Origin of the sequence: Pseudomonas syringae group sp. 243L2 (assembly GCF_032587875.1) — a bacterium.
Classification (GTDB): Bacteria; Pseudomonadota; Gammaproteobacteria; order Pseudomonadales; family Pseudomonadaceae; genus Aquipseudomonas; species Aquipseudomonas amygdali.
The window spans coordinates 1-20,748 of sequence record NZ_JAWHPL010000003.1; the positions used below are offsets into that span (position 1 = coordinate 1).

At 58.2% G+C, this 20,748-nt stretch carries 17 protein-coding genes; 7 read left to right on the forward strand and 10 right to left on the reverse strand.

Annotated elements, in window-relative coordinates; translation table 11 throughout:
* The first annotated feature begins 205 nt into the window (after positions 1–205).
* From RYB66_RS01185 to RYB66_RS01205, 5 genes are all read left to right on the forward strand, one after another.
* The gene (locus RYB66_RS01185; protein ID WP_117140276.1) at positions 206–1,372 is read left to right on the forward strand and encodes an efflux RND transporter periplasmic adaptor subunit; all 1,167 of its coding nucleotides are present in this window, start codon (positions 206–208) and stop codon (positions 1,370–1,372) included.
* On the forward strand, positions 1,369–4,473 hold the full coding sequence (locus RYB66_RS01190) for a multidrug efflux RND transporter permease subunit (RefSeq protein WP_005778166.1): 3,105 nt from the start codon (positions 1,369–1,371) through the stop codon (positions 4,471–4,473). Before RYB66_RS01185 ends, RYB66_RS01190 begins: the two co-directional genes overlap by 4 nt.
* Before the next feature lie 10 nt (positions 4,474–4,483).
* Entirely contained in the window at positions 4,484–5,161 is a 678-nt protein-coding gene (locus RYB66_RS01195) for a heavy metal response regulator transcription factor (RefSeq protein WP_057405381.1), read from the forward strand.
* The gene (locus RYB66_RS01200) at positions 5,151–6,515 is read left to right on the forward strand and encodes a heavy metal sensor histidine kinase (RefSeq protein WP_060407189.1); all 1,365 of its coding nucleotides are present in this window, start codon (positions 5,151–5,153) and stop codon (positions 6,513–6,515) included. The genes RYB66_RS01195 and RYB66_RS01200 overlap by 11 nt, the downstream gene beginning before the upstream one ends.
* Positions 6,516–6,723: 208 nt before the next feature.
* The gene (locus RYB66_RS01205) at positions 6,724–8,253 is read left to right on the forward strand and encodes a sensor domain-containing diguanylate cyclase (protein ID WP_010201929.1); all 1,530 of its coding nucleotides are present in this window, start codon (positions 6,724–6,726) and stop codon (positions 8,251–8,253) included.
* 68 nt (positions 8,254–8,321) lie between these two features.
* On the opposite strand, the gene RYB66_RS01210 is transcribed toward RYB66_RS01205, so the two are convergent.
* Positions 8,322–8,801: a PA2169 family four-helix-bundle protein gene (locus tag RYB66_RS01210; protein ID WP_316893553.1), complete on the reverse strand. Its 480-nt coding sequence runs from the start codon at positions 8,799–8,801 to the stop codon at positions 8,322–8,324.
* Between the two features lie 203 nt (positions 8,802–9,004).
* Here RYB66_RS01210 and RYB66_RS01215 point away from each other — a divergent pair, with 203 nt between their 5' ends.
* Complete coding sequence (locus RYB66_RS01215; protein WP_004656040.1) at positions 9,005–9,259, forward strand: DUF3820 family protein; 255 nt, start codon at positions 9,005–9,007, stop codon at positions 9,257–9,259.
* A 127-nt stretch (positions 9,260–9,386) separates the two neighbouring features.
* Here RYB66_RS01215 and RYB66_RS01220 read toward each other — a convergent pair whose 3' ends face one another.
* The 3 genes from RYB66_RS01220 to zwf are packed head-to-tail and all read right to left on the reverse strand — an operon-like array spanning position 9,387 to position 12,248.
* Positions 9,387–10,061, reverse strand: a complete 675-nt coding sequence (locus RYB66_RS01220; protein WP_002552327.1) for a bifunctional 4-hydroxy-2-oxoglutarate aldolase/2-dehydro-3-deoxy-phosphogluconate aldolase — start codon at positions 10,059–10,061, stop codon at positions 9,387–9,389.
* Positions 10,062–10,078: 17 nt separating this feature from the next.
* A complete protein-coding gene (pgl, locus tag RYB66_RS01225) occupies positions 10,079–10,792 on the reverse strand; it encodes a 6-phosphogluconolactonase (protein ID WP_316893554.1) in 714 nt (237 codons plus the stop codon).
* Positions 10,779–12,248: a glucose-6-phosphate dehydrogenase gene (gene zwf, locus RYB66_RS01230; RefSeq protein WP_005778156.1), complete on the reverse strand. Its 1,470-nt coding sequence runs from the start codon at positions 12,246–12,248 to the stop codon at positions 10,779–10,781. The genes pgl and zwf overlap by 14 nt, the downstream gene beginning before the upstream one ends.
* Before the next feature lie 219 nt (positions 12,249–12,467).
* On the opposite strand from zwf, the gene RYB66_RS01235 reads away from it, so the two are divergent.
* Complete coding sequence (locus RYB66_RS01235; protein WP_002552324.1) at positions 12,468–13,334, forward strand: MurR/RpiR family transcriptional regulator; 867 nt, start codon at positions 12,468–12,470, stop codon at positions 13,332–13,334.
* A gap of 541 nt (positions 13,335–13,875) precedes the next feature.
* On the opposite strand, the gene RYB66_RS01240 is transcribed toward RYB66_RS01235, so the two are convergent.
* From RYB66_RS01240 to RYB66_RS01265, 6 genes are all read right to left on the reverse strand, one after another.
* Positions 13,876–14,751, reverse strand: a complete 876-nt coding sequence (locus tag RYB66_RS01240; RefSeq protein WP_005732728.1) for a D-hexose-6-phosphate mutarotase — start codon at positions 14,749–14,751, stop codon at positions 13,876–13,878.
* Between the two features lie 108 nt (positions 14,752–14,859).
* A complete protein-coding gene (locus tag RYB66_RS01245; protein ID WP_004656031.1) occupies positions 14,860–16,221 on the reverse strand; it encodes a carbohydrate porin in 1,362 nt (453 codons plus the stop codon).
* A 126-nt stretch (positions 16,222–16,347) separates the two neighbouring features.
* Entirely contained in the window at positions 16,348–17,514 is a 1,167-nt protein-coding gene (locus RYB66_RS01250; protein ID WP_004656029.1) for an ABC transporter ATP-binding protein, read from the reverse strand.
* A 2-nt stretch (positions 17,515–17,516) separates the two neighbouring features.
* Complete coding sequence (locus tag RYB66_RS01255; protein WP_316893557.1) at positions 17,517–18,362, reverse strand: carbohydrate ABC transporter permease; 846 nt, start codon at positions 18,360–18,362, stop codon at positions 17,517–17,519.
* On the reverse strand, positions 18,355–19,263 hold the full coding sequence (locus tag RYB66_RS01260) for a carbohydrate ABC transporter permease (RefSeq protein ID WP_004666129.1): 909 nt from the start codon (positions 19,261–19,263) through the stop codon (positions 18,355–18,357). The genes RYB66_RS01255 and RYB66_RS01260 overlap by 8 nt, the downstream gene beginning before the upstream one ends.
* A 104-nt stretch (positions 19,264–19,367) precedes the next feature.
* On the reverse strand, positions 19,368–20,654 hold the full coding sequence (locus tag RYB66_RS01265; protein ID WP_016982660.1) for an ABC transporter substrate-binding protein: 1,287 nt from the start codon (positions 20,652–20,654) through the stop codon (positions 19,368–19,370).
* Positions 20,655–20,748 lie beyond the last annotated feature (94 nt).

Genomic DNA, 20,748 nt, shown 5'->3' on the forward strand with positions numbered 1-20,748 from the left:
CGGCGACTGGTGTCCGGAGATTTTGCCAAATTAGGAAGTCTTTTTCAGAGTTTCCTTAGCGGATTTTCTTGACTGCACGCTATGCGCGGTGGAGGCTTCCTGACAAACCTGACAGCTAAAAGTCATTCTGCTGACCGGGTTTGCAGGCTATAAGGAAGCCCTAAAAAAATATTACTCCCGTACCGACATTTGGCGTTTTCTTCATATGCGCAGACAGACCCTGACCGTCACCGCTGTAGTCCTGCTGATAGCCTGCGCGGCCATTGCCGGATGGAAACTGACACGCCCCGCTACACTCCCGAAAAGCTCCGTGACTGCGGTGCCTGTGAAGGTGATCACGGTCAGCATTGAGGACGTACCACGTTTCGTCACAGGTATCGGTTCGGTGCTGTCACTGCAAAGTGTGGTGATCCGTCCTCAGGTAGATGGCGTACTGACGCGCGTGCTGGTCAAGGAAGGTCAACAGGTCAAGGCCGGCGAGTTGCTGGCGACGCTGGAGGATCGATCGATCCGCGCCTCGCTGGAGCAGGCACGCGCGCAGCTGGCGCAGAGCAAGGCGCAGCTTGATGTCGCGCAACTGGACCTGAAGCGCTATCGCCAACTCACTCAGGACAATGGCATTTCGCGCCAGACATTCGATCAGCAGCAGGCACTGGTCAGGCAACTCGAAGCCACGGCGAAAGGCAACGAAGCAAGCATCAACGCCTCACAGGTGCAGCTCTCCTACACCCAGATTCGCTCGCCGGTCACGGGAAGGGTCGGCATCCGCAATGTCGATGAAGGCAACTTCCTGCGCGTCAGCGATGCTACCGGGCTGTTTTCGGTGACACAGATCGACCCGATTGCGGTGGAATTCTCCCTGCCTCAGCAGATGTTACCGACCCTGCAGGGGCTGATTGCCGAGCGTAGCGCTGCGACCGTCAAGGCGTATCAGGGCGACGGTGCGGCCAACGGACTGCTTTTGGGTGAAGGCACGCTTTCGCTGATCGACAATCAGGTTTCGGCAACCACCGGCACGATCCGCGCCAAGGCTCAATTCAAAAACCCCGGCGAACAACTGTGGCCCGGGCAACTGGTCACGGTGAAGATCCAGACCGGTGTCGAACTCAACTCGCTCAAGGTACCGCCACAAGTGGTACAGCGCGGGATCGATCAGCACTTTGTTTATCGACTGACTGCTGATAAAAAAGTGGAAGTGGTACCGGTCAAGGTGCTTTATCAGGACAGCGAGCAGACGTTGATCAGCGGGCCAAACGCCGGAGATGTACTGGTCAGCGACGGCCAGTCGCGGCTGCGGCCGGGGGCAACTGTCGAAGTGGTCAGCGCACCCGCCCCGGATGTGGCAAGCGCGCAAGTGGAGCACGCACAATGAGTGGCCGAGGCTCGGTATCGGCGTGGTGCATCGACCACCCGGTGGCCACCTTGTTATTGACCTTCGCACTGGTACTGCTAGGGGTCATTGCCTTTCCACGACTGCCGATTGCGCCGTTGCCGGAAGCGGAGTTCCCGACCATACAGGTTACCGCGCAGCTGCCCGGTGCCAGCCCGGAAACCATGGCGTCTTCGGTTGCCACACCGCTGGAAGTGCAGTTCAGCGCGATCCCCGGCATGACCCAGATGACCTCCAGCAGCGCGCTGGGGTCCACCAACCTGACGCTGCAATTCACCCTCAACAAAAGCATCGACACTGCCGCCCAGGAAGTCCAGGCCGCCATCAACACTGCGGCGGGACGCCTGCCAGCCGACATGCCGAGCCTGCCGACCTGGCGCAAGGTCAACCCGGCTGACAGTCCGGTGCTGATCCTCAGTGTCAGCTCCAGCCTGATGCCCGGCACGGAGCTGAGCGATGTCACCGAAACCATCCTGGCGCGCCAGCTCAGCCAGATCGAAGGCGTGGGCCAGGTGTTCATCACCGGCCAGCAAAGGCCAGCGATTCGTGTGCAGGCCGCCCCCGAAAAACTGGCCGCGCTGGGGCTGACCCTGGCCGACATTCGCCTGGCGGTGCAACAGACCAGCCTTAACCTGGCCAAAGGTGCCTTATACGGCAAGGACAGCATTTCGACACTGTCGTCCAACGACCAGTTATTCAAGCCGCAGGACTACGCGCAACTGATCGTTTCCTACAAGAACGGCGCCCCCGTCCAGCTCAAGGATGTGGCGCGGGTGGTCGCGGGTTCGGAAAACGCCTACGTCAAGGCCTGGTCCGGCGACCAGCAAGGCGTCAACATCGCTATTTTTCGTCAGCCGGGCGCCAACATTGTCGACACCGTGGACCGCATTCAGCGTGAACTGCCAAGGCTGCAGGAAATGCTCCCGGCCACCGTTGAGGTCTCGGTACTCAACGACCGGACCCGCACCATTCGTGCCTCGCTGCACGAAGTGGAACTGACCCTGATGATCGCAGTGCTGCTGGTGGTGGCGGTCATGGCGCTGTTTCTGCGCCAGCTGTCGGCCACGCTGATCGTCAGCGCGGTGCTCGGGGTATCGCTGATCGCCAGCTTTGCGATGATGTACCTGTTCGGCTTCAGCCTGAACAACCTGACATTGGTAGCCATCGTGGTCGCGGTCGGGTTCGTGGTGGACGACGCTATCGTGGTGGTGGAGAACATCCATCGCCACCTTGAAGCCGGACAAGGCATGCGCGAGGCTGCCATAAAAGGCTCGGGGGAAATCGGTTTTACCGTGGTGTCGATCAGTTTCTCGCTGGTGGCGGCGTTCATCCCGCTGTTGTTCATGGGCGGCGTGGTCGGGCGGCTGTTCAAGGAATTCGCCCTGACCGCCACGGCGACCATTCTGATTTCGGTGGTCGTCTCCCTGACCCTGGCGCCGACCCTTGCGGCATTGTTCATGCGCGCCCCCACGCACAACCCGCATCAGAAGCCGGGCTTCGGTGAACGTTTGCTGGCTTCCTACGAGCGAGGCTTGCGTAAGGCGCTGGCCCATCAGCGACTGATGCTCGGCGTGTTCGGCCTGACCCTGGCGCTTGCGGTGGTCGGCTACATCCTCATACCCAAGGGCTTCTTTCCGGTTCAGGACACTGCTTTTGCACTCGGCACCACCGAGGCCGCTGCCGACATTTCCTACCCGGACATGGTGGAAAAACACCTGCAACTGGCAAAAATCGTCGGTGCAGACCCGGCAGTGCTGGCGTTCTCGCATTCAGTCGGTGTGTCAGGCAGCAACCAGACCATCGCCAACGGTCGCTTCTGGATCTCGCTCAAGCCGCGCTCTGAACGCGATGTGTCGGTCAGTGAGTTCATTGACCGCCTGCGCCCCAAACTGGCAAAGGTCCCCGGCATCGTTCTGTATCTGCGCGCCGGGCAGGACATCAACCTGAGTTCCGGGCCGAGCCGCAGTCAGTATCAGTACGTGCTCAAGAGCAACGACGGCGAATTGCTCAACACCTGGACGCAACGGCTGACTGAAAAGCTGCGTAGCAATCCGGCGTTTCGCGATATGTCCAACGACTTGCAACTGGGCGGCAGCGTCACCCATATCGATATTGATCGCAGTGCTGCCGCGCGATTCGGCCTGACCACCGCCGACGTCGATCAGGCGCTGTACGATGCGTTCGGCCAGCGGCAGATCAGCGAATACCAGACCGAAGTCAACCAGTACAAAGTGATCCTCGAACTGGATGCCCAGCAGCGTGGCAAGGCCGAAAGCCTGGCTTACTTCTACCTGCGCTCACCGCTGACCAATGAAATGGTGCCGCTGTCGGCACTGGCCAAAGTCAGTGCGCCACGCATGGGCCCGCTGTCGATCAGCCACGACGGTATGTTCCCGGCTGCCAACCTGTCATTCAACCTGGCGTCCGGAGTCGCACTGGGCGACGCGGTAAGCATGCTCGATCAGGCCAAGAAAGAGATCGGCATGCCCGCCTCGATCATCGGCAGTTTTCAGGGTGCGGCGCAGGCATTCCAGAGTTCGCTGGCCAACCAGCCGTGGCTGATTCTCGCCGCGCTGGTGGCGGTGTACATCATTCTGGGTGTGCTTTATGAAAGCTTCGTGCACCCGCTGACCATTATCTCCACCCTGCCCTCGGCAGGTATCGGCGCGCTGTTGCTGCTATGGATGATGGGGCAGGACTTCTCGATCATGGCCCTGATCGGCATCGTGCTGCTGATCGGCATCGTCAAGAAGAACGGCATTCTGCTGGTGGACTTTGCCCTGCAAGCGCAGCGTGAGCAGGGCCTGTCGCCACAGGAGGCCATTTATGAGGCCTGCATTACCCGCTTCCGACCGATTATCATGACCACCCTTGCCGCCCTGCTCGGCGCACTGCCGCTGATGCTGGGTTTCGGGGTCGGTGCCGAACTGCGTCAACCGCTGGGTATCGCAGTGGTCGGCGGCCTGCTGGTGAGCCAGATGCTGACCCTGTTCACTACGCCGGTCATTTACCTGCAACTGGAGCAGCTGTTTCATAAACGCCACCCGGCGCCCGCCGCACCCGCGCTGGCCCTTCACAAGTGAGAGTCACCCGATGCGCGTGCTGATTATCGAAGACGAAGAGAAAACCGCAGACTACCTGCGTCGCGGCCTGACCGAACAGGGCTACGCCGTCGACGTGGCGCGCGATGGCATCGAAGGTCTGCACCTGGCGCTGGAGAACGACCACGCGATCATCATTCTTGATGTGATGTTGCCCGGCCTGGACGGCTTTGGCGTGTTGCGTGCGTTACGTGCGCGCAAGCAGACGCCCGTCATCATGCTGACCGCTCGCGAGCAGGTCGATGACCGCATTCGCGGCCTGCGCGAAGGTGCCGATGACTATCTCGGCAAACCGTTTTCCTTTCTGGAACTGGTCGCCCGCCTGCAGGCCCTGACCCGCCGCAGCGGCGGCCACGAACCGGTGCAGATCACCATCGCCGACCTGTGGATCGACCTGATCAGCCGCAAGGCGACCCGCGCCGGAGTGCGTCTGGACCTGACCGCCAAGGAGTTTTCGCTGCTCAGCGTGCTGGCCAGACGCCAGGGCGACATCCTCTCCAAGACATCAATCGCCGAGATGGTCTGGGACATCAACTTCGACAGTGATACCAACGTGGTCGAAGTCGCGATCAAACGCTTGCGGGCCAAGCTGGACGGTCCTCACGAACACAAACTGCTGCACACCATTCGTGGCATGGGCTACGTGCTGGAGAACCGCAGTGCGGGTTGATTCGATCGCCCTGCGCCTCAGCGGGCTGTTCGCGCTGGTGGCACTGGTGGTATTCCTGCTGATCGGCTGGGCCTTGTACCTGCAGGTCGACAAGAGCCTGGACCTGTTGCCGCGTGCCGAAGTCGATGCGCGCTACAGTGTTCTGGAATCGGCTGTCGGACGTTTCGGCAACCCGGAGCACTGGGGCAAGATCAAGGCAAAACTGGAGTTGCTCAGCGAGGAAGACAAGCGCTTGCGTTTCTGGGTAGTCAGCGACAACCCGCTGTACGAATTCGGCAACCCGGACGCGAACATTCGTCGTTTCGCGCAAGGCGCACCGGGTATGCATGACCTGAAGCTGGCCGATCACCCGTTCGCATTCAAGGTGCTGGTCAGCGAATTCCCGGCCAAGGAACAGCGCCCGGCACTGCGTTTTCTGACCGCCATCGATACCGAGACATTCTGGCATACCCAACACTCGCTGCTGGTCGCGCTGATCAGCCTGGCCACGCTGGGTATTTTGCTGGCTTCGGCGCTTGGTTACTGGGTCGCGCGTATTGGCCTGCGTCCGTTGACCAGCCTATCGCAGGAAGTCCAGAAGCTCGCCCCACCACGGCTGTCCGGACGCTTGCAGCTGTCGCCGCTGCCACCGGAGCTTGAACAGTTCGTAGCCTCGTTCAACTCCACGCTGGAACGGGTCGAGCAGGCCTACTCTAGGCTCGAGTCGTTCAATGCCGATGTGGCACATGAGCTTCGCTCACCGCTGACCAACCTGATCGGCCAAACCCAGGTGGCGCTGACCCGCGGCCGCTCTGCCGAGCATTATTTCGAGGTGTTGCAATCAAACCTCGAAGAGCTGGAGCGTTTGCGCTCGATTATCAACGACATGCTGTTTCTGGCCAGCGCGGATCAAGGCACCAAGGTCAAAGCACAGACCTGCGCGTCACTGGCAGACGAAGTCGCCACCACGCTGGATTACCTGGATTTCATTCTGGAAGATGCCCACGTACAAGTCCGGGTTCAGGGCGACGCCAGCGCGCCGATTGAAAAGCCCCACTTGCGCCGCGCGTTGATCAACCTGCTGCACAACGCCGTGCAACATACCGACGCCGGTCAGGTCATTGAGGTAACTATCGAGTCGCGCGATGCCGATGTGAGTATCAGCGTGACCAATCCTGGCGTGCAGATAGCCCCGGAACATTTGCCCAGGCTGTTCGAGCGTTTTTATCGGGTCGATGCCTCACGCAGCAACAGCGGCGCCAATCATGGCCTGGGGCTGGCCATCGTCAAGGCCATTGCATTGATGCACGGCGGCACCGTGTTCGTAAACAGCGATAACGGTGTCAATACGTTCGGCATACAGCTGCCTCGCTGATCCCTTCAAGAAATAAATTACTCCCCCTGTTTTTTACAGTCGTCCGTGTGCGTCTGTTCGCATCATTTTAAATACACTTGCTTTATTCACATTCCATTCATATGAGGCTATAAGGAGCGTGCTATACACCCAGCATTAAAATCATAAAAATAATGATAACTGTCTTAACCATTTATCAAGATTCATTCGTCTGCAGGTAGAACAACCAATGATGTTGTTTGCGTCATCTCGGCAAGACCGGCTCAAATGGACCCGACCGGAACTCATGCTGATCTTTGGCAGCTCACTGTCAATGTTCGCCATACTGGGGATTGTGGCGTCTTTACTGGCCCGAGAGCGTGACGACGCAGCGCAGACTGCGGCGCGTGCGGCGGCCAATATCGTGCAATTGATTGATGCCGACGTCATGCATAACGCAGAACTTTACGACTCGTCCCTGCAAGGCATGATCAGCGCATGGCAGCGTCCGGATCTTCAGAACCTGTCACCTGAACTGCGACAACTTGTCCTGTTTGATCGCTCCACTGCGGCGTCTTTCAAAGGCGATCTGGTATTGCTCGATAACAAGGGCGCCATCCTGGCTGACTCACTGTCCGTCATCCCTCGAAACGACAATTTCTCTGACCGTTCCTATTTCAAGGAACACAAGGCGGACCCTTCACTGGGTCTGCACGTCAGTGCGCCGTACAAAAGCCGTTGGGGTTACAAGGACTGGTGCATCAGTTTCAGCCGTCGCATGTCAGGCCCCAATGGAGAGTTCACCGGAATGGTAAGTGCGGCAATGCGACTGGTGTATTTCAAACACTTGTTCATGAGCCAGAATCTGGGTGTCGGCAGCAGTATCAACCTGATCAATACCGCAGGCATCCTGATCGTCCGCTACCCCGATCTGGAGGGTGAAGATCTGATTGGCAAGGATTACAGCCACAGCCCCAACTTTCAGCGCATTCTTCAGGAAGGAGATGGCAGCTTTGCTGCCATGTCGACGCAGTTGAACGCTCGTCGGCTGTATACGTTTTCCCGGGTCGGCAATCTGCCGCTGGTTGTCGTGATCGGTCAGTCCGAGGATGAGGTGTATGCCGTATGGCGGCGCAATGCCTGGCTGGTCGGCTCCGCTACCAGCGTACTGTGTCTCGGAATCCTGTGGCTGACATGGCTGCTGTGTCGCGAGTTGCGACGACGCCATCGCGCTGAGGATGCACTGGCCAGCCTGGCTGCAACGGACGGTTTGACAGGGCTCGATAATCGTCGCCAGCTTGACGAAGCCATGGAAACCGAATGGGCGCGGGCACAGCGCTCAGGCAAACAGCTGTCTTTACTGATGATCGACGTAGACCATTTCAAGGCATTCAACGAGCGTCATGGTCATCAGGGCGGTGACGAAGCACTGCGCCTGATTGCACAAACCATCTCCTTCAATATCCGTCGTCCCGGCGACCGGGTTGCACGCTATGGCGGCGAGGAGTTTGTGGTAGTGCTGCCGGAAACCGACTTGCCGGGAGCCATGATGATTGCCGAACAGATCCGCAAGGCAGCTGAATCACTGCCGCTGTTTCCGGGTGCACAACAGCCCATAACCGTGAGTATCGGTGTCGTTTCAGAGATGGTGCGTCAGGGAGACAAACTGGAGGCGTTTTTCGGAATAGCCGACAAGGCGCTTTATCAGGCCAAACACAAGGGTCGTAACCGTGTAGAGCATCGCAGTTCGGTTGCCAGAGAGATGACCGACCAGCTTTGATGAGCTACCCACGGACATAAAAAAACGCCAGACTGGCTGGCGTTTTCGGCTACCGCTGCAACATCGAATTACGATGCGGCGTGGGCTGCACGTGCTGCGTCACGCAGTGCTTTTATTTTGTCGTGGTTGGCCAGAACGCCAGCCTGCTGCTTTTCAATCAGCGCGATAACGTTAGGGGAAACGTTCTTGGCACGGGCTTTTTCCAGCGCTTCGCGATAGGCCTTCTTGGCAACGTCTTCGCCTTTTTCGACTTCTTCCAGTACGGCCTTGTCGTCATCCGAAGTCACCATCGACTTCAGGTTGACCCATGCACGATGCAGTGCGCCAGACACGCTGGAAGAATCTTCAGGCTTGCCACCCAGTGCGGTCACTTCAGCTTGCAATTCACGAACGGCTGCAGCCACCTCAGTGGAGCGATTGGTAAGGAACGATTTTACCTGAGCGCTTTTTGCGTGTTCTGCGCTGGTACGGAAACCTTCTTCACCATCTTTGCTGGTTTCGATCAGGTCATTCAGGATAGAGATCGTTTCTTTGTTGATATCAGTCATTTGATAATTTCCTAATGGCAGGTTGATACGAAAGTGTTCGATGTATAGGTAATTGCAGACACCGTGCCAGTTTTCGATATGGAAATAATTGTTTAAAATCAATGAATTACGAAATTTTCACAATTGGCTGTTCGTGACTTCTGCATGATCTGTCGTTTGGCCTGCATGCAGAATGCACGTATCGTGATGTTCGACATGTATTGATGGGAGGCTTGCAGGTGAACCCGGAGAAACTCAGGTTATTGGTGACGCAGGAAATGCCATTTGGCAAATATAAAGGACGGCTGATCGCCGATTTGCCAGGTCATTATCTGAACTGGTTCGCGCGAGAAGGCTTTCCGAAAGGTGAACTGGGAGGTTTGCTGGCATTGATGCAGGAAATCGATCACAACGGCCTTGGCGCGCTATTGGATCCATTGCGCACACGTCCGCGTCAGTCGTTCAAGGACAAGGGATAAACAAAGAGGCGGTCCGGGGGAGAAAAAAACGGTGCTCCGGACCAGGGAGCACCGAAAAGCCATACAACCAACAACAACTTCCTTGCCGGAGTCAGCCGCAAAGGGGCTGACTCCGATATCCTGAAAATCAGTCAAACAACGCCATTGCCTGCGCAGTGGCTTCCTGTATGCGGCCCCAGTCGCCATTCTTGACCCAGGCGTTATCAATCATCCAGGTCCCGCCCACGCACATGACGTTGGGCAAGGCCATGTAGCTCTTCAGGTTCTGCTCGTTGACGCCGCCAGTCGGGCAGAAACGCACCTCATTGAAAGGTCCGCCCAGGGCTTTGATTGCCGCCACACCGCCGCTGATCTCGGCCGGAAACAGCTTGAAGCGGCGATAGCCCATGGCATAACCGATCATGATTTCCGAAGCACTGCTGACGCCCGGCAAAAGGGGCAACGGGCTGTCGACTGCGGCTTGCAGCAGGTCTTGCGTGCTGCCAGGGGTCACAATGAACTGCGAACCTGCCGCCTCGGCGTCCGCCAGCATCTTGCGGTCCAGAATGGTGCCGGCGCCCACACACAGCTCCGGGCGCTGCTCACGCAGAATACGGATTGCGCTTAGACCGAACGCCGAGCGAAGCGTAACTTCCAGTGCAGTCATGCCGCCAGCGGCCAGAGCATCGGCCAGAGGCAGCACATCCTGGTCACGGGCAATGGTGATGACCGGCAGAATCTTTGCCTTGGCGCAGAGTTCGTCAATCTGGGCAATCTTGTTCGCCATGCTGATGAGCGGCTGATTATTTTCGTTCTGTGTCATGGCGACGTTTCCTTTGCTTATGGGCACCAGTAAATCTCGAGAGACGGGTTGAGAAACGCACGCATCGGCATCTCGGCGAGGTCATCGCCCGCCAGCGCGGTGCGCAGGGTGTCGAGTTTGGCCTGACCGGACACCGACAGGATCGGCGAACGTGCCGACGCCAACAGGCGGCGGGTCAGGGTCAGGCGCTGATGCGGCACGCTCGGTGCGAGCATCGGCAGGCAGCGGCGCTCACCTTGCAGATCAAGGGCTTCTTTCAGGTTCGGGCTACCAGGGAACAGCGACGCGGTATGCCCGTCGTCGCCCATGCCCAGAATCAATACATCAATCGGTGGCAGCTCGGCCAGCGCCTGATCGGCAGCCAGCGCTGCCTCCTCGACACTGCCCGCCACGCTGTACAACCCCAGAAACTTCGCCTTCGCCACAGGACCCTGCAGCAAGTGACGCTGCAGCAGGCCCGCATTGCTGTCGGCATGCTCGGTCGGCACGAAACGCTCGTCAGCCAGGCTGATGACTACTTTCGACCAGTCCAGCGGCTGCACGGCCAGGCTCTGGAAAAAGGCCACCGGACTGCGACCACCGGACACCACCAGGGTCGCCAGACCGTTTTCGCCAATTGCCTGCTTCAGGCGCTCGGCGACGTTGGCAGCCAGCGCATCAGCCAGTTGCTGCGGTGTGTCGAAATCACTTGCTACCAGCCCTGCTGGCAGCTCAAGGTCACATATCGCCATACCAGGATCTCCCGTCACGAGTAATCAGGGCAATGGAGCTCATTGGCCCCCAGGTTCCGGCCGGATAAGGCTTGGGCGCATCGCCCGCCTTCTTCCAGCCAGCGATCAACTGATCGCACCATTGCCAGGCGTACTCGATTTCATCTTTGCGGACAAACAGGTTCTGATTGCCACGCATGACTTCCAGCAACAACCGCTCATAAGCGTCGGGGACACGAGCGCTGCGGTAGGTGTCGGAAAAATTCAGTTGCAAGGGCCCGCTGCGCAGCTGCATGCCTTTGTCCAGCCCCTGGTCCTTGGTCATCACCTGCAAGGAAATACCTTCGTCGGGCTGCAGGCGAATGATCAGGCGGTTGCTGATCTGCAAACGCTGTTCAGGCGCGAAGATGTAGTGCGGCGGCTCTTTGAAATGGATCACGATCTGCGACATTTTCTGCGGCATGCGCTTGCCGGTACGCAGATAAAACGGCGTACCCGACCATCGCCAGTTGCGGATATCGGCACGCAACGCGACGAAGGTTTCAGTATCGCTCTGGGTGTTGGAGTTCTCTTCCTCCAGATAACCCGGCACCGCCTTGCCTTCGCTGTAGCCAGCGGTGTACTGGCCACGCACCACCTGGGTCGCCAGACGCTCGGGCGTGAACGGTGCCAGCGCCTTGAGCACCTTGACCTTCTCGTCGCGAATACTGTCTGCCGACAGATCGCTGGGCGGGTCCATGGCAATCAGGCAAAGCAGTTGCAGCAAGTGGTTCTGAATCATGTCGCGCAATTGACCGGCCTGATCGAAGTAGCCCCAACGGCCCTCGATGCCGACCTTCTCGGCAACCGTGATTTCCACATGAGAAATATGGTTCTGGTTCCACTGGGTTTCGAACAGGCTGTTGGCGAAACGCAGGGCAATAAGGTTCTGTACCGTGTCCTTGCCCAGATAGTGGTCGATACGATAGACGCGGTTTTCCGGGAAGAACTGCGCCACCGCATCGTTAACCCGGCGCGAAGAAGCCAGGTCGTGGCCAATGGGTTTTTCCAGGACGGCGCGAGTTCGCTCGGCCAGATTGACCGAAGCGAGGTTCTCGCAGATTGCGCCGTAGACCGAGGCCGGGGTGGCGAAATAGGCGATCAGGGTTTCCGCAGTGCCGACGCGTTCGGCAAGCGCGACGTAGTCCTCAGCCTTGAGGAAGTCGACATGCAGGTAGCTGAGGCGCGCCAGAAACCGTCCCAGGTTGTCGGACTCGAGTTCGGCCTCGGGAATGAAGCGGCGCATGGATTTTTCGATATACGCCAGATGCGACTGTTCGTCGCCGGGTTCACGCGCCAGGGCAAGAATTTTTGTGTCTTCGTGCAGCAGTCCAGCGCGATCAAGCTGATAAAGAGCCGGGAACAGCTTGCGTACCGCCAGGTCCCCCAGGGCACCAAACAGGGCAAATGTGCACGGTTCAACCGTAATCAAGGGCATAATGTTGGTTCTTTTATCAAGTTAGGCTACAAATACCTTTTTTAAAGGCGTTACTCAAGGCCATATGTAGTAATAACCACAACATTCTGCCTAAAAGCATATTCCAGTGGTGATCAACACAGGCCCTCAGTACGATAGGCCACCTTTGCTACAGGCTAAAGAGCTAAAAAAAGCTCAGGCCAAAACCGTTGGTGAATCAGCCCCCGACAAGGACTTTGAATGGACCGCGTAAGAAACCTCCTGGAGCAAATCCAGGGCCGACTCGATGAGTTGAACAAGGCCGAGCGCAAGGTGGCCGAAGTGATCCTGCTCAACCCGCAGATGGCAACGCGGCTGAGCATTGCAGCGCTTGCCCAGGCCGCCAAGGTCAGCGAACCGACGGTCAACCGCTTCTGCCGTTCGTTCAGCGTCAGCGGTTATCCGGAGCTCAAACTGCAACTGGCCCAGAGCCTGGCAAGCGGCGCAGCCTATGTCAGCCGCGCTGTGGAAGCCGACGACAATCCCGAGGCCTATACCCAGAAGATTTTCGGTAGCGCCATTGCTTCGCTCGACAGCGCCTGCCAGCAACTGGACCCGGCGCTGATCAGCAAGTCCGTGGACATGCTGATCCAGGCACGGCAGATCCACTTTTTCGGGCTGGGTGCCTCGGCGCCGGTGGCGCTTGATGCGCAGCACAAATTCTTCCGTTTCAACCTGGCGGTCACGGCGCATGCCGATGTGCTGATGCAACGGATGATTGCGTCGGTGGCCCATACCGGCGAATTGTTCGTGATCATTTCCTACACCGGGCGCACGCGCGAGCTGGTGGAAGTGGCCCGCATCGCCCGTGCAAATGGTGCTTCGGTGCTGGGACTGACCGCCGCTGGCTCGCCACTGGCGCAGGCCAGCACTGTGAGCCTGAACATTCCATTGCCGGAAGATACCGACATCTACATGCCGATGACCTCGCGGATCATCCAGCTCACCGTTCTCGATGTGTTGGCCACCGGCATGACCCTGCGCCGCGGCGTCGACTTCCAGCCGCACCTGCGCAAGATCAAGGAAAGCCTGAATGACAGCCGCTATCCGATCGAGGATCAGGGCTGACTGGGTGTCGTTGACTATCGTTCACTCTGCGTAGTAATGCCTTTTGTGACGCTCTGCGTCACACAGCGGTTCTGTGACTTCAGGTGAATTGGTGTTCGACTCAGATTCTCGTTCCCACGCTCCGCGTGGTAATGCCCTTCGTGACGCTCTGCGTCACACAGTTCTGCGATTCAGCGAGATTCAGGCTCGACTCGATTCACCTTTTCGCCCCTCGGCGAGTTACTTTGATGGGGCCAAAGTAACCAAATCCCCTCGCTCCTGTTTCCGGCCCGACTTCGTCGGGTTCCTTCGCCCTGTCACTGATCCGGGGGCGCCGCAACGGGCCATCCTTGGCCCGATGCGGCTTGCTCGGCGTCCTGCCTCGCATCCCCCGGATCAGCGCCAGGACTCAGCCGTCACTAACGTCGCACTCTGCGTTGTCTGTGCCATCGTGGTTGAAAAGCGCTTAGAGCAGTTTGGTTAAAGGCACGATTCAGATATCACTATCGTGCCGACGCTCCGCATCGGCATGCAGTTCGTAACGCTCTGCGTCACACGCAAATCACCCCGCCAGGCTGGCCTGCAATTTGAGTTGCACCTGCTCGCCCGGTTGCAGGCTGAAGGCGTCGCCGGAAGCCGAAGCGGCTTCCACGCGCACAAAGCCTGCGGTCTCGCTGCCACACACCCCCAGGAGCGGTCTGTTGCCGGGGTGCCAGACCACGGTATTGACGCTGTCACCGGTGTCGATGTTCAGTCTGCGCTGCCAGGTCGGGTCCTGCAGTTGCAGGGCTCCCGCATGTTCGAAAACTCGCTGGCAGCCGCCTGCCACACGCAATTCGCCATGTTGCTGGCAGACCTGTCGGCTGAGTTCGTCATAGCCCTGCGCCCCATCAAGGCCCTCAAGCGCGACTTCAGCCACATCGCCAATCCGCCAGTACGCATGCAGCGCGTGACTGAAATGACACGGTTCACTGTCCTCGTGGCGGGTGCTCAGACGCAACTCCATGCCCTGCCCCAGCTCGGCATGCAGATCGACCTGCCAGTCCCACAGCTGCAAGCGCCAGTGCAGGCTGACGCCCTTTTCGCTCTCGCTGCTGTCGATCAGTTTCCAGTCCAGCAAGCGCCCCCAGCCGTGTGCCGGCCAGCCGCTTTCACCGGGGTGTCGGCCGTACCAGGGCCAGCACACTGGCACGCCACCCCGAATCGCCCCCACCTGCGGCCATTGTGCAGCGCACCAGAGCCAGGGTTTCTGGCCTTGCGGCTGAAAATGCAGCAACTGCGCGCCCTGGCGACTGAAGACCGCCTGACACTGCGGATGATCGATAACCAGTACATCGCGCAGCTGGTGACGCTCCCACTCGAAAGTGGGTCTGGCACGTCGGGATCGGAAGAAGCGTTGCAATGGATGTTCAGGCAGTTGCGCGTCGAGAGAGGTCATCGCCAATCGCGTCCCTGAAAAATAAAAGGATCAAGCCAAAAAAAACGGGCAGCCAGGCTGCCCGCAAAGCACACACGACCTTTGATCGCGTTACGCGTCAATCAGTAATCAGAACTTCGACTGGATCTTGATGCCCGCCACAATCGCGTCATCAACCTGATCTACACCGCCAGGGTGCTTGACGTACTGCAGGTTGGGACGCACGGTCAGCCAGTTGGTGACGTGGAAGCCGTAGTAGATTTCCGAGTTGTACTCAGTGCTCTGGACCGGCAGGTAGCCAGGGTTGTCGTAGTCGTTGATGCCGCTGATCTGGTTGGCCAGACGCACACGATCCTGCACATCGTCGTTGACGTGGATACGGGCGATACCGATACCGATGTCATCTTTCGGACGCGAGTTGAACGGACCTTTGTACGTGAAACCGATCTGCTGGTAGTTATCGACGAAGTTGGTGGCCTTGTCATGCACGGTAGCGTTGGCAAAAATGCTCAGGCCGCGCGATGCATCGCCATCGTGAGTAGTCAGCTGTTGCTGAGCCACGACCCACCAGCCGTGCTTGCTGTCATGCGACTTGAACGCAGCGCCGGTAGCTGCCTGTGGCTGACCGTTAACGTCTTCATAGACATCATCGGCGTTGGGCGTGCTCTTGTAGAAGCCGACACGGTATTCACCGGGCAACGAATTGACGGTCGGGGTCCAGACCAGTTCAACCGGCAGGATCATACCTTTGGTGCCGCTGCCGCTGAGTTTGAAGCCGTTGCCGGTTTCGAGGTTGGACGGGTTCTGCTCGTAGACGCCGACCTGTGCATACACTTCCGGCGTGATGTTGTACTTCACGCGCAAGGCCCACTGGCTGATTGGCCAGTTGTACCAGGTGTTCACATAGTTACCGACCTGCGAGCCGCAGAACGACAGGTTCTGGAAATCGCAAGGGAAGCTGTTGAAGTCTTCGCCCGGTCCGAAACGACCAGCCTTGACGTCCAGCGCGCCGTCAAAGTACTTCTGCTTGATCCACATTTGCGTCAGACGCCAGGTCTGGCCGCGACCCCAGACTTCCTGGGAGGAACTGAGGGTACCGGCACGAGGGTCGCCGATCCGGTCGTTGGAGATGTTGCGTCCGCTACGTTCGGTGATTGCCAGCTTGAACTCTGCGTCCTGCCAGCCGAAAGCCTTCTGCAAATCGACTTTCATGCCCAGCGCGAACTGGTCGCTGTAGCGGCCGGTCTTGTCGTCGTTGTAACCGCCCTTGATGTTGCTGGCCATCTCGGAAACGTATTCCAGCGAGAAGTCATAGCCCTTGTCGAGCAGTTCGGTACGCTTGCCGTTCCAGTCGCCAGTCATCCACGGTGAATCGGCAGAAAATGCGTCGGCCGCATGAACGCTGCCTGCCAGCCCCATCGCACCCAACACCGACAGCGTGCTTACCAACTGGAACCGGGAAAGCGATTTACCTTTGTTGATCTTCTTCATCCCATCAATCCTCGTTTTATTGTTATTAGCTTTGGTAGACGTTTTGCTTCATTCACTGCTTCGTTTTCGCCGGTCGGCCGCTTCATTGTGGCAGTAGACAGCCGGCCAGCGATGCTCGGTGCTGAATCAATTTATCACTTGCGGCTCAACTGGAACATTGTTTGCCCGTTCAGCCAAAGGTGGTGTTCCCAGAACCCCAAGACGCTCACCGCTCTGAGCATCGAAAATCAGCACCCTGGAAGGATCGAACTGCAGGGTCAGACTTTCGCCCACCTGCGGTGCGACATCCGGCGCAAGGCGACAGCAGACCTTGCTCTGATTGAGCGTGACGAACACCAGCGTGTCCGGCCCGGTAGGCTCGGTCACCTGGACCTCGGCACGGATGGTCGGCATGCCATTCGACTCAGCGCCAGCAAGCATAATCTGTTCCGGCCGGATACCGAGAATGATTTCTCGATCTTCCAGCCCGGCATCGGATACGCCGACCGGCAGCTCGCAACGCGCCTGACCACTGTCGAGCAGCGCAATCAATTGGCCATCCTTGCGTTGCAGACGCAGCGGGATGAAGTTCATCGGCGGCGAACCGATGAAACTGGCGACGAACAGGTTGGCCGGATCGGTGTAAATCTGCTTGGGCGTACCGAATTGCTGAACGATACCGTCCTTCATGACCGCGACCTTGTCGCCCAGCGTCATGGCCTCGATCTGATCATGGGTCACATAGACGGTGGTGGTTTTAAGGCGCTGGTGCATCAGTTTCATTTCGGTACGCATCTCGACGCGCAACTTGGCATCGAGGTTGGACAACGGCTCATCGAACAGGTAGATCTTGGGACGACGCGCCAAGGCACGACCCATCGCGACACGCTGCTGCTGGCCACCGGACATCTGGCCCGGCTTGCGATTGAGCAAGTGCTCGATCTGCAACAGCTTGGCTACACGAGCCACTTCCGCATCGATGTCGGCTTGCGGCATCTTGCGGATCTTCAGCCCGAACGCGATGTTTTCACGCACGCTCATGGTCGGGTAAAGGGCATAGGACTGAAAGACCATCGCGATGTCGCGATCCTTGGGGCTGGTGCTGCTGACGTCCTGGCCATCGATGAGAATCTCACCGCCGCTGATGCTTTCCAGACCGGCAATGCAGTTCATCAAGGTGGATTTGCCACAGCCGGAAGGGCCGACCAGAATCAGAAACTCGCCATCCTTGATCGACAGGTCGATGTTCTTGAGCGTGTCCGGCAAGTTGCTGCCGTAGGTCTTGTTGACGTTGCGTAATTCGAGAGTCGCCATGATTACCCCTTGACCGCGCCGGCCGTGAGCCCACGCAGGAAATACTTGCCAGCCAGTACGTAGACCAGCAGTGTCGGCAGGCCGGCAATCATCGCCGCCGCCATGTCAACGTTGTATTCCTTGGCACCTGTGCTGGTGTTGACCAGATTGTTCAGGGCCACGGTGATCGGCTGAGACTCACCACTGGAGAACACAACGCCAAACAGGAAATCGTTCCATATCTGGGTGAACTGCCAGATAAGGCAGACCATCACGATGGGCGTGGACATCGGCAGAATGATGCGCCCGAAGATGGTGAAAAACCCGGCACCGTCCAGCCGTGCAGCCTTGACCAGCGCATCGGGAATGCTGACGTAGTAGTTACGGAAGAATAGCGTGGTGAACGCCAGCCCGTAGACCACATGCACAAACACCAGCCCGGTGGTCGTACTGGCCAGGCCCATTTTGCCCAGCGTAAAGGAAGCCGGCAGCAGAACAGTCTGAAACGGCAGGAAGCAACCAAACAGCAACAGACCGAAGAACAGCTGCGAACCCTTGAAGCGCCACATCGACAATACATAGCCATTGAGCGCGCCAATGGCGGTGGAAATAATGACTGCCGGAACGGTTATTTTTATCGAGTTCCAGAAATAACCATCTACCAGGTCCCAGGCCTTTATCCAGCCAATTGTAGTGATCACACTTGGCCAGCTCAGCAGGTTGCCGGTGCCGATGTCTTCGGGGGTCTTGAAGCTGGTGAACAGCATCACCACCAGCGGCACCAGATAAATCAGACAGGCCAGTATCAGCACGGCGTAAATCAGAATACGACTGAAGCTGATGCCCGGTTTGCCAACATGACTAGTCATGGCGTTTGGTCCTCAGCTCGGAATACAGGTACGGCACCAGAATCGCCAGGATCGCGCCGAGCATCAGAATCGCACTGGCCGAGCCCATGCCCATCTGGCCGCGGCTAAAGGTGAAGGAGTACATGAACATCGCAGGCAGGTCGGATGAGTAACCGGGGCCACCGGCGGTCATCGCTGCCACCAGATCGAAGCTCTTGATGGCAATGTGCGCAAGGATCATCACGGCACTGAAAAACACCGGACGCAGGCTTGGCAACACAACGCGCCAGTAGATCATCGGCAAACTCGCGCCATCCATCTGCGCAGCACGAATGATCGATTGATCGACGCCACGCAGGCCCGCCAGAAACAACGCCATGACAAAGCCGGAAGACTGCCACACCGCAGCAATGACCAGGCAGTAAACCACGCGGTCCGGGTCGATCAGCCAGTCGAGACGGAAACCTTCCCAGCCCCAGTCGCGCAGCATCTTGTCCAGGCCCAGGCCGGGGTTGAGCAGCCATTTCCACGCCGTACCGGTGACAATCATCGACAGTGCCATCGGGTACAGGTAAATGGTGCGGATCATGCCCTCACGACGGATCCGCTGGTCCAGCAGGACGGCCAGCAGAACACCGATCACCAGGCTGATGGCAATGAACATCCCGCCAAACACCGCAAGGTTCTTGCTTGCCACCCACCAACGATCGTTGTCCATCAGGCGTGCGTATTGCGCCAGACCTACCCATTTGTAGGACGGCAGAAACGTCGAGTTGGTAAACGAAAGCGCGAATGTCCAGAGGATGTAGCCATAGAAACCCACCAGCACGATGAACATGCTGGGTGCGAGCACCAGTTTTGGTAGCCAGCGTTGCAGCGCATCCATTGGCGAGGCTTTGCTGATCGCAGCGACAGAGCTCATCGGGAGTATCCCATCCGGTGTATCGAATCCAGGCCGCAGCCGCGGGTGAAATCAACAAATGATTTCAGCACCACGAACTGCGGGCATAGGCGGTTCAGAGAGAGTTACTGGGCCGATTTGACCGCAGTGGCCAGCTTCTTGGCTGTCGCTGCAGGATCAGCTGCCGGGTCGTTGATGTAGTTGGTGACTACATCAAAGAAAGCACCCTGCACCGCCAGCGTAGTGGCCATGTTGTGCGCCATGCTTGGTTGCAGGCCACCGGTCTTCGAATCGGCCAGGAAATCCTTGGCAGCGGTTTGCGCACACGAGTCGAAACCGTACTTGCCCATGTCGGACAGCATGTCCTCACGAACCGGGATCGAGCCCTTGTTGATGCTGAAGACTTTCTGGAAGTCCTCGCCCATCGCGACCTTGGCCAGATCCTGCTGTGCGGCAGTGGTGCCCTTGTCTTTCTGCTTGAACACCGCCAGCGAGTCGATGTTGTAGGTAAACGCCTTGTCGGTGCCAGGGAAGGCTACGCACTGGTAATCCTTGCCTGCGACCTTCTTGGCTGCGGTCCATTCACTCTTGGCCCAGTCACCCATGATCTGCATGCCGGCCTTGCCGTTGATAACCTTGGCAGCTTCCAGGTTCCAGTCCTGGCCCTTGCCATCGGCATCCATGTAGGTCGCGACTTTCTTGAGCTCCGTGAGGGACTTGACCATGCCTTCACCGGTCAACGCGTCCTTGTCCAGATCAACCAGGGCCTTCTTGTAGCCATCAGCGCCCATGACCGAGAGCACAACGGCTTCGAAGACAGTGCTGTCCTGCCACGGCTGACCACCGTGGGCGAGCGGGATGAAACCGGCTTTTTTCAGCTTGTCGCCCGCAGCGTAAAATTCTTCGAGCGTGGTGGGTGCCTTATCGATACCGGCTTTCTTGAAGACTTCAGGGTTGATCCACAGCCAATTGACGCGGTGAATATTCACCGGCACTGCTACGTAATCACCATCGTACTTCACGGTGTCGGAGACCTTCTTGTCCAGCAGCGAGTCCCATTTTTCGGCCTTGGCGACGTCTTTCAACGCGTCCGTATCAAGCAGACCGGTAGAGGCCCATTCCTGAATGTCAGGACCTTTGATCTGGGCAACACCTGGCGGGTTACCGGCAACCGCACGGCTCTTGAGCACGGTCATGGCGGTGGAACCGCCACCGCCGGCAATGGCGCCGTCCTTCCAGACAAAGCCGTCTTTTTCGACCTGCGCTTTCAGAACGTCGACCGCAGCCTTTTCGCCACCCGACGTCCACCAGTGCACAACTTCTACAGTGCCTTTGGATTCAGCGGCAGTAGCGCTCAGAGGGAACAACGAAGCGAGAGAGATGACAACAGCGAGACGTGACATGGAATTCATCGAATTGACCTTTCTTGTTGTTATGCATGAGCAAGTCTGATGCTTGCGCTTCGTGGGAGTCTAACCAAGCCTGAAGCGCCGACAGTAACGAAGG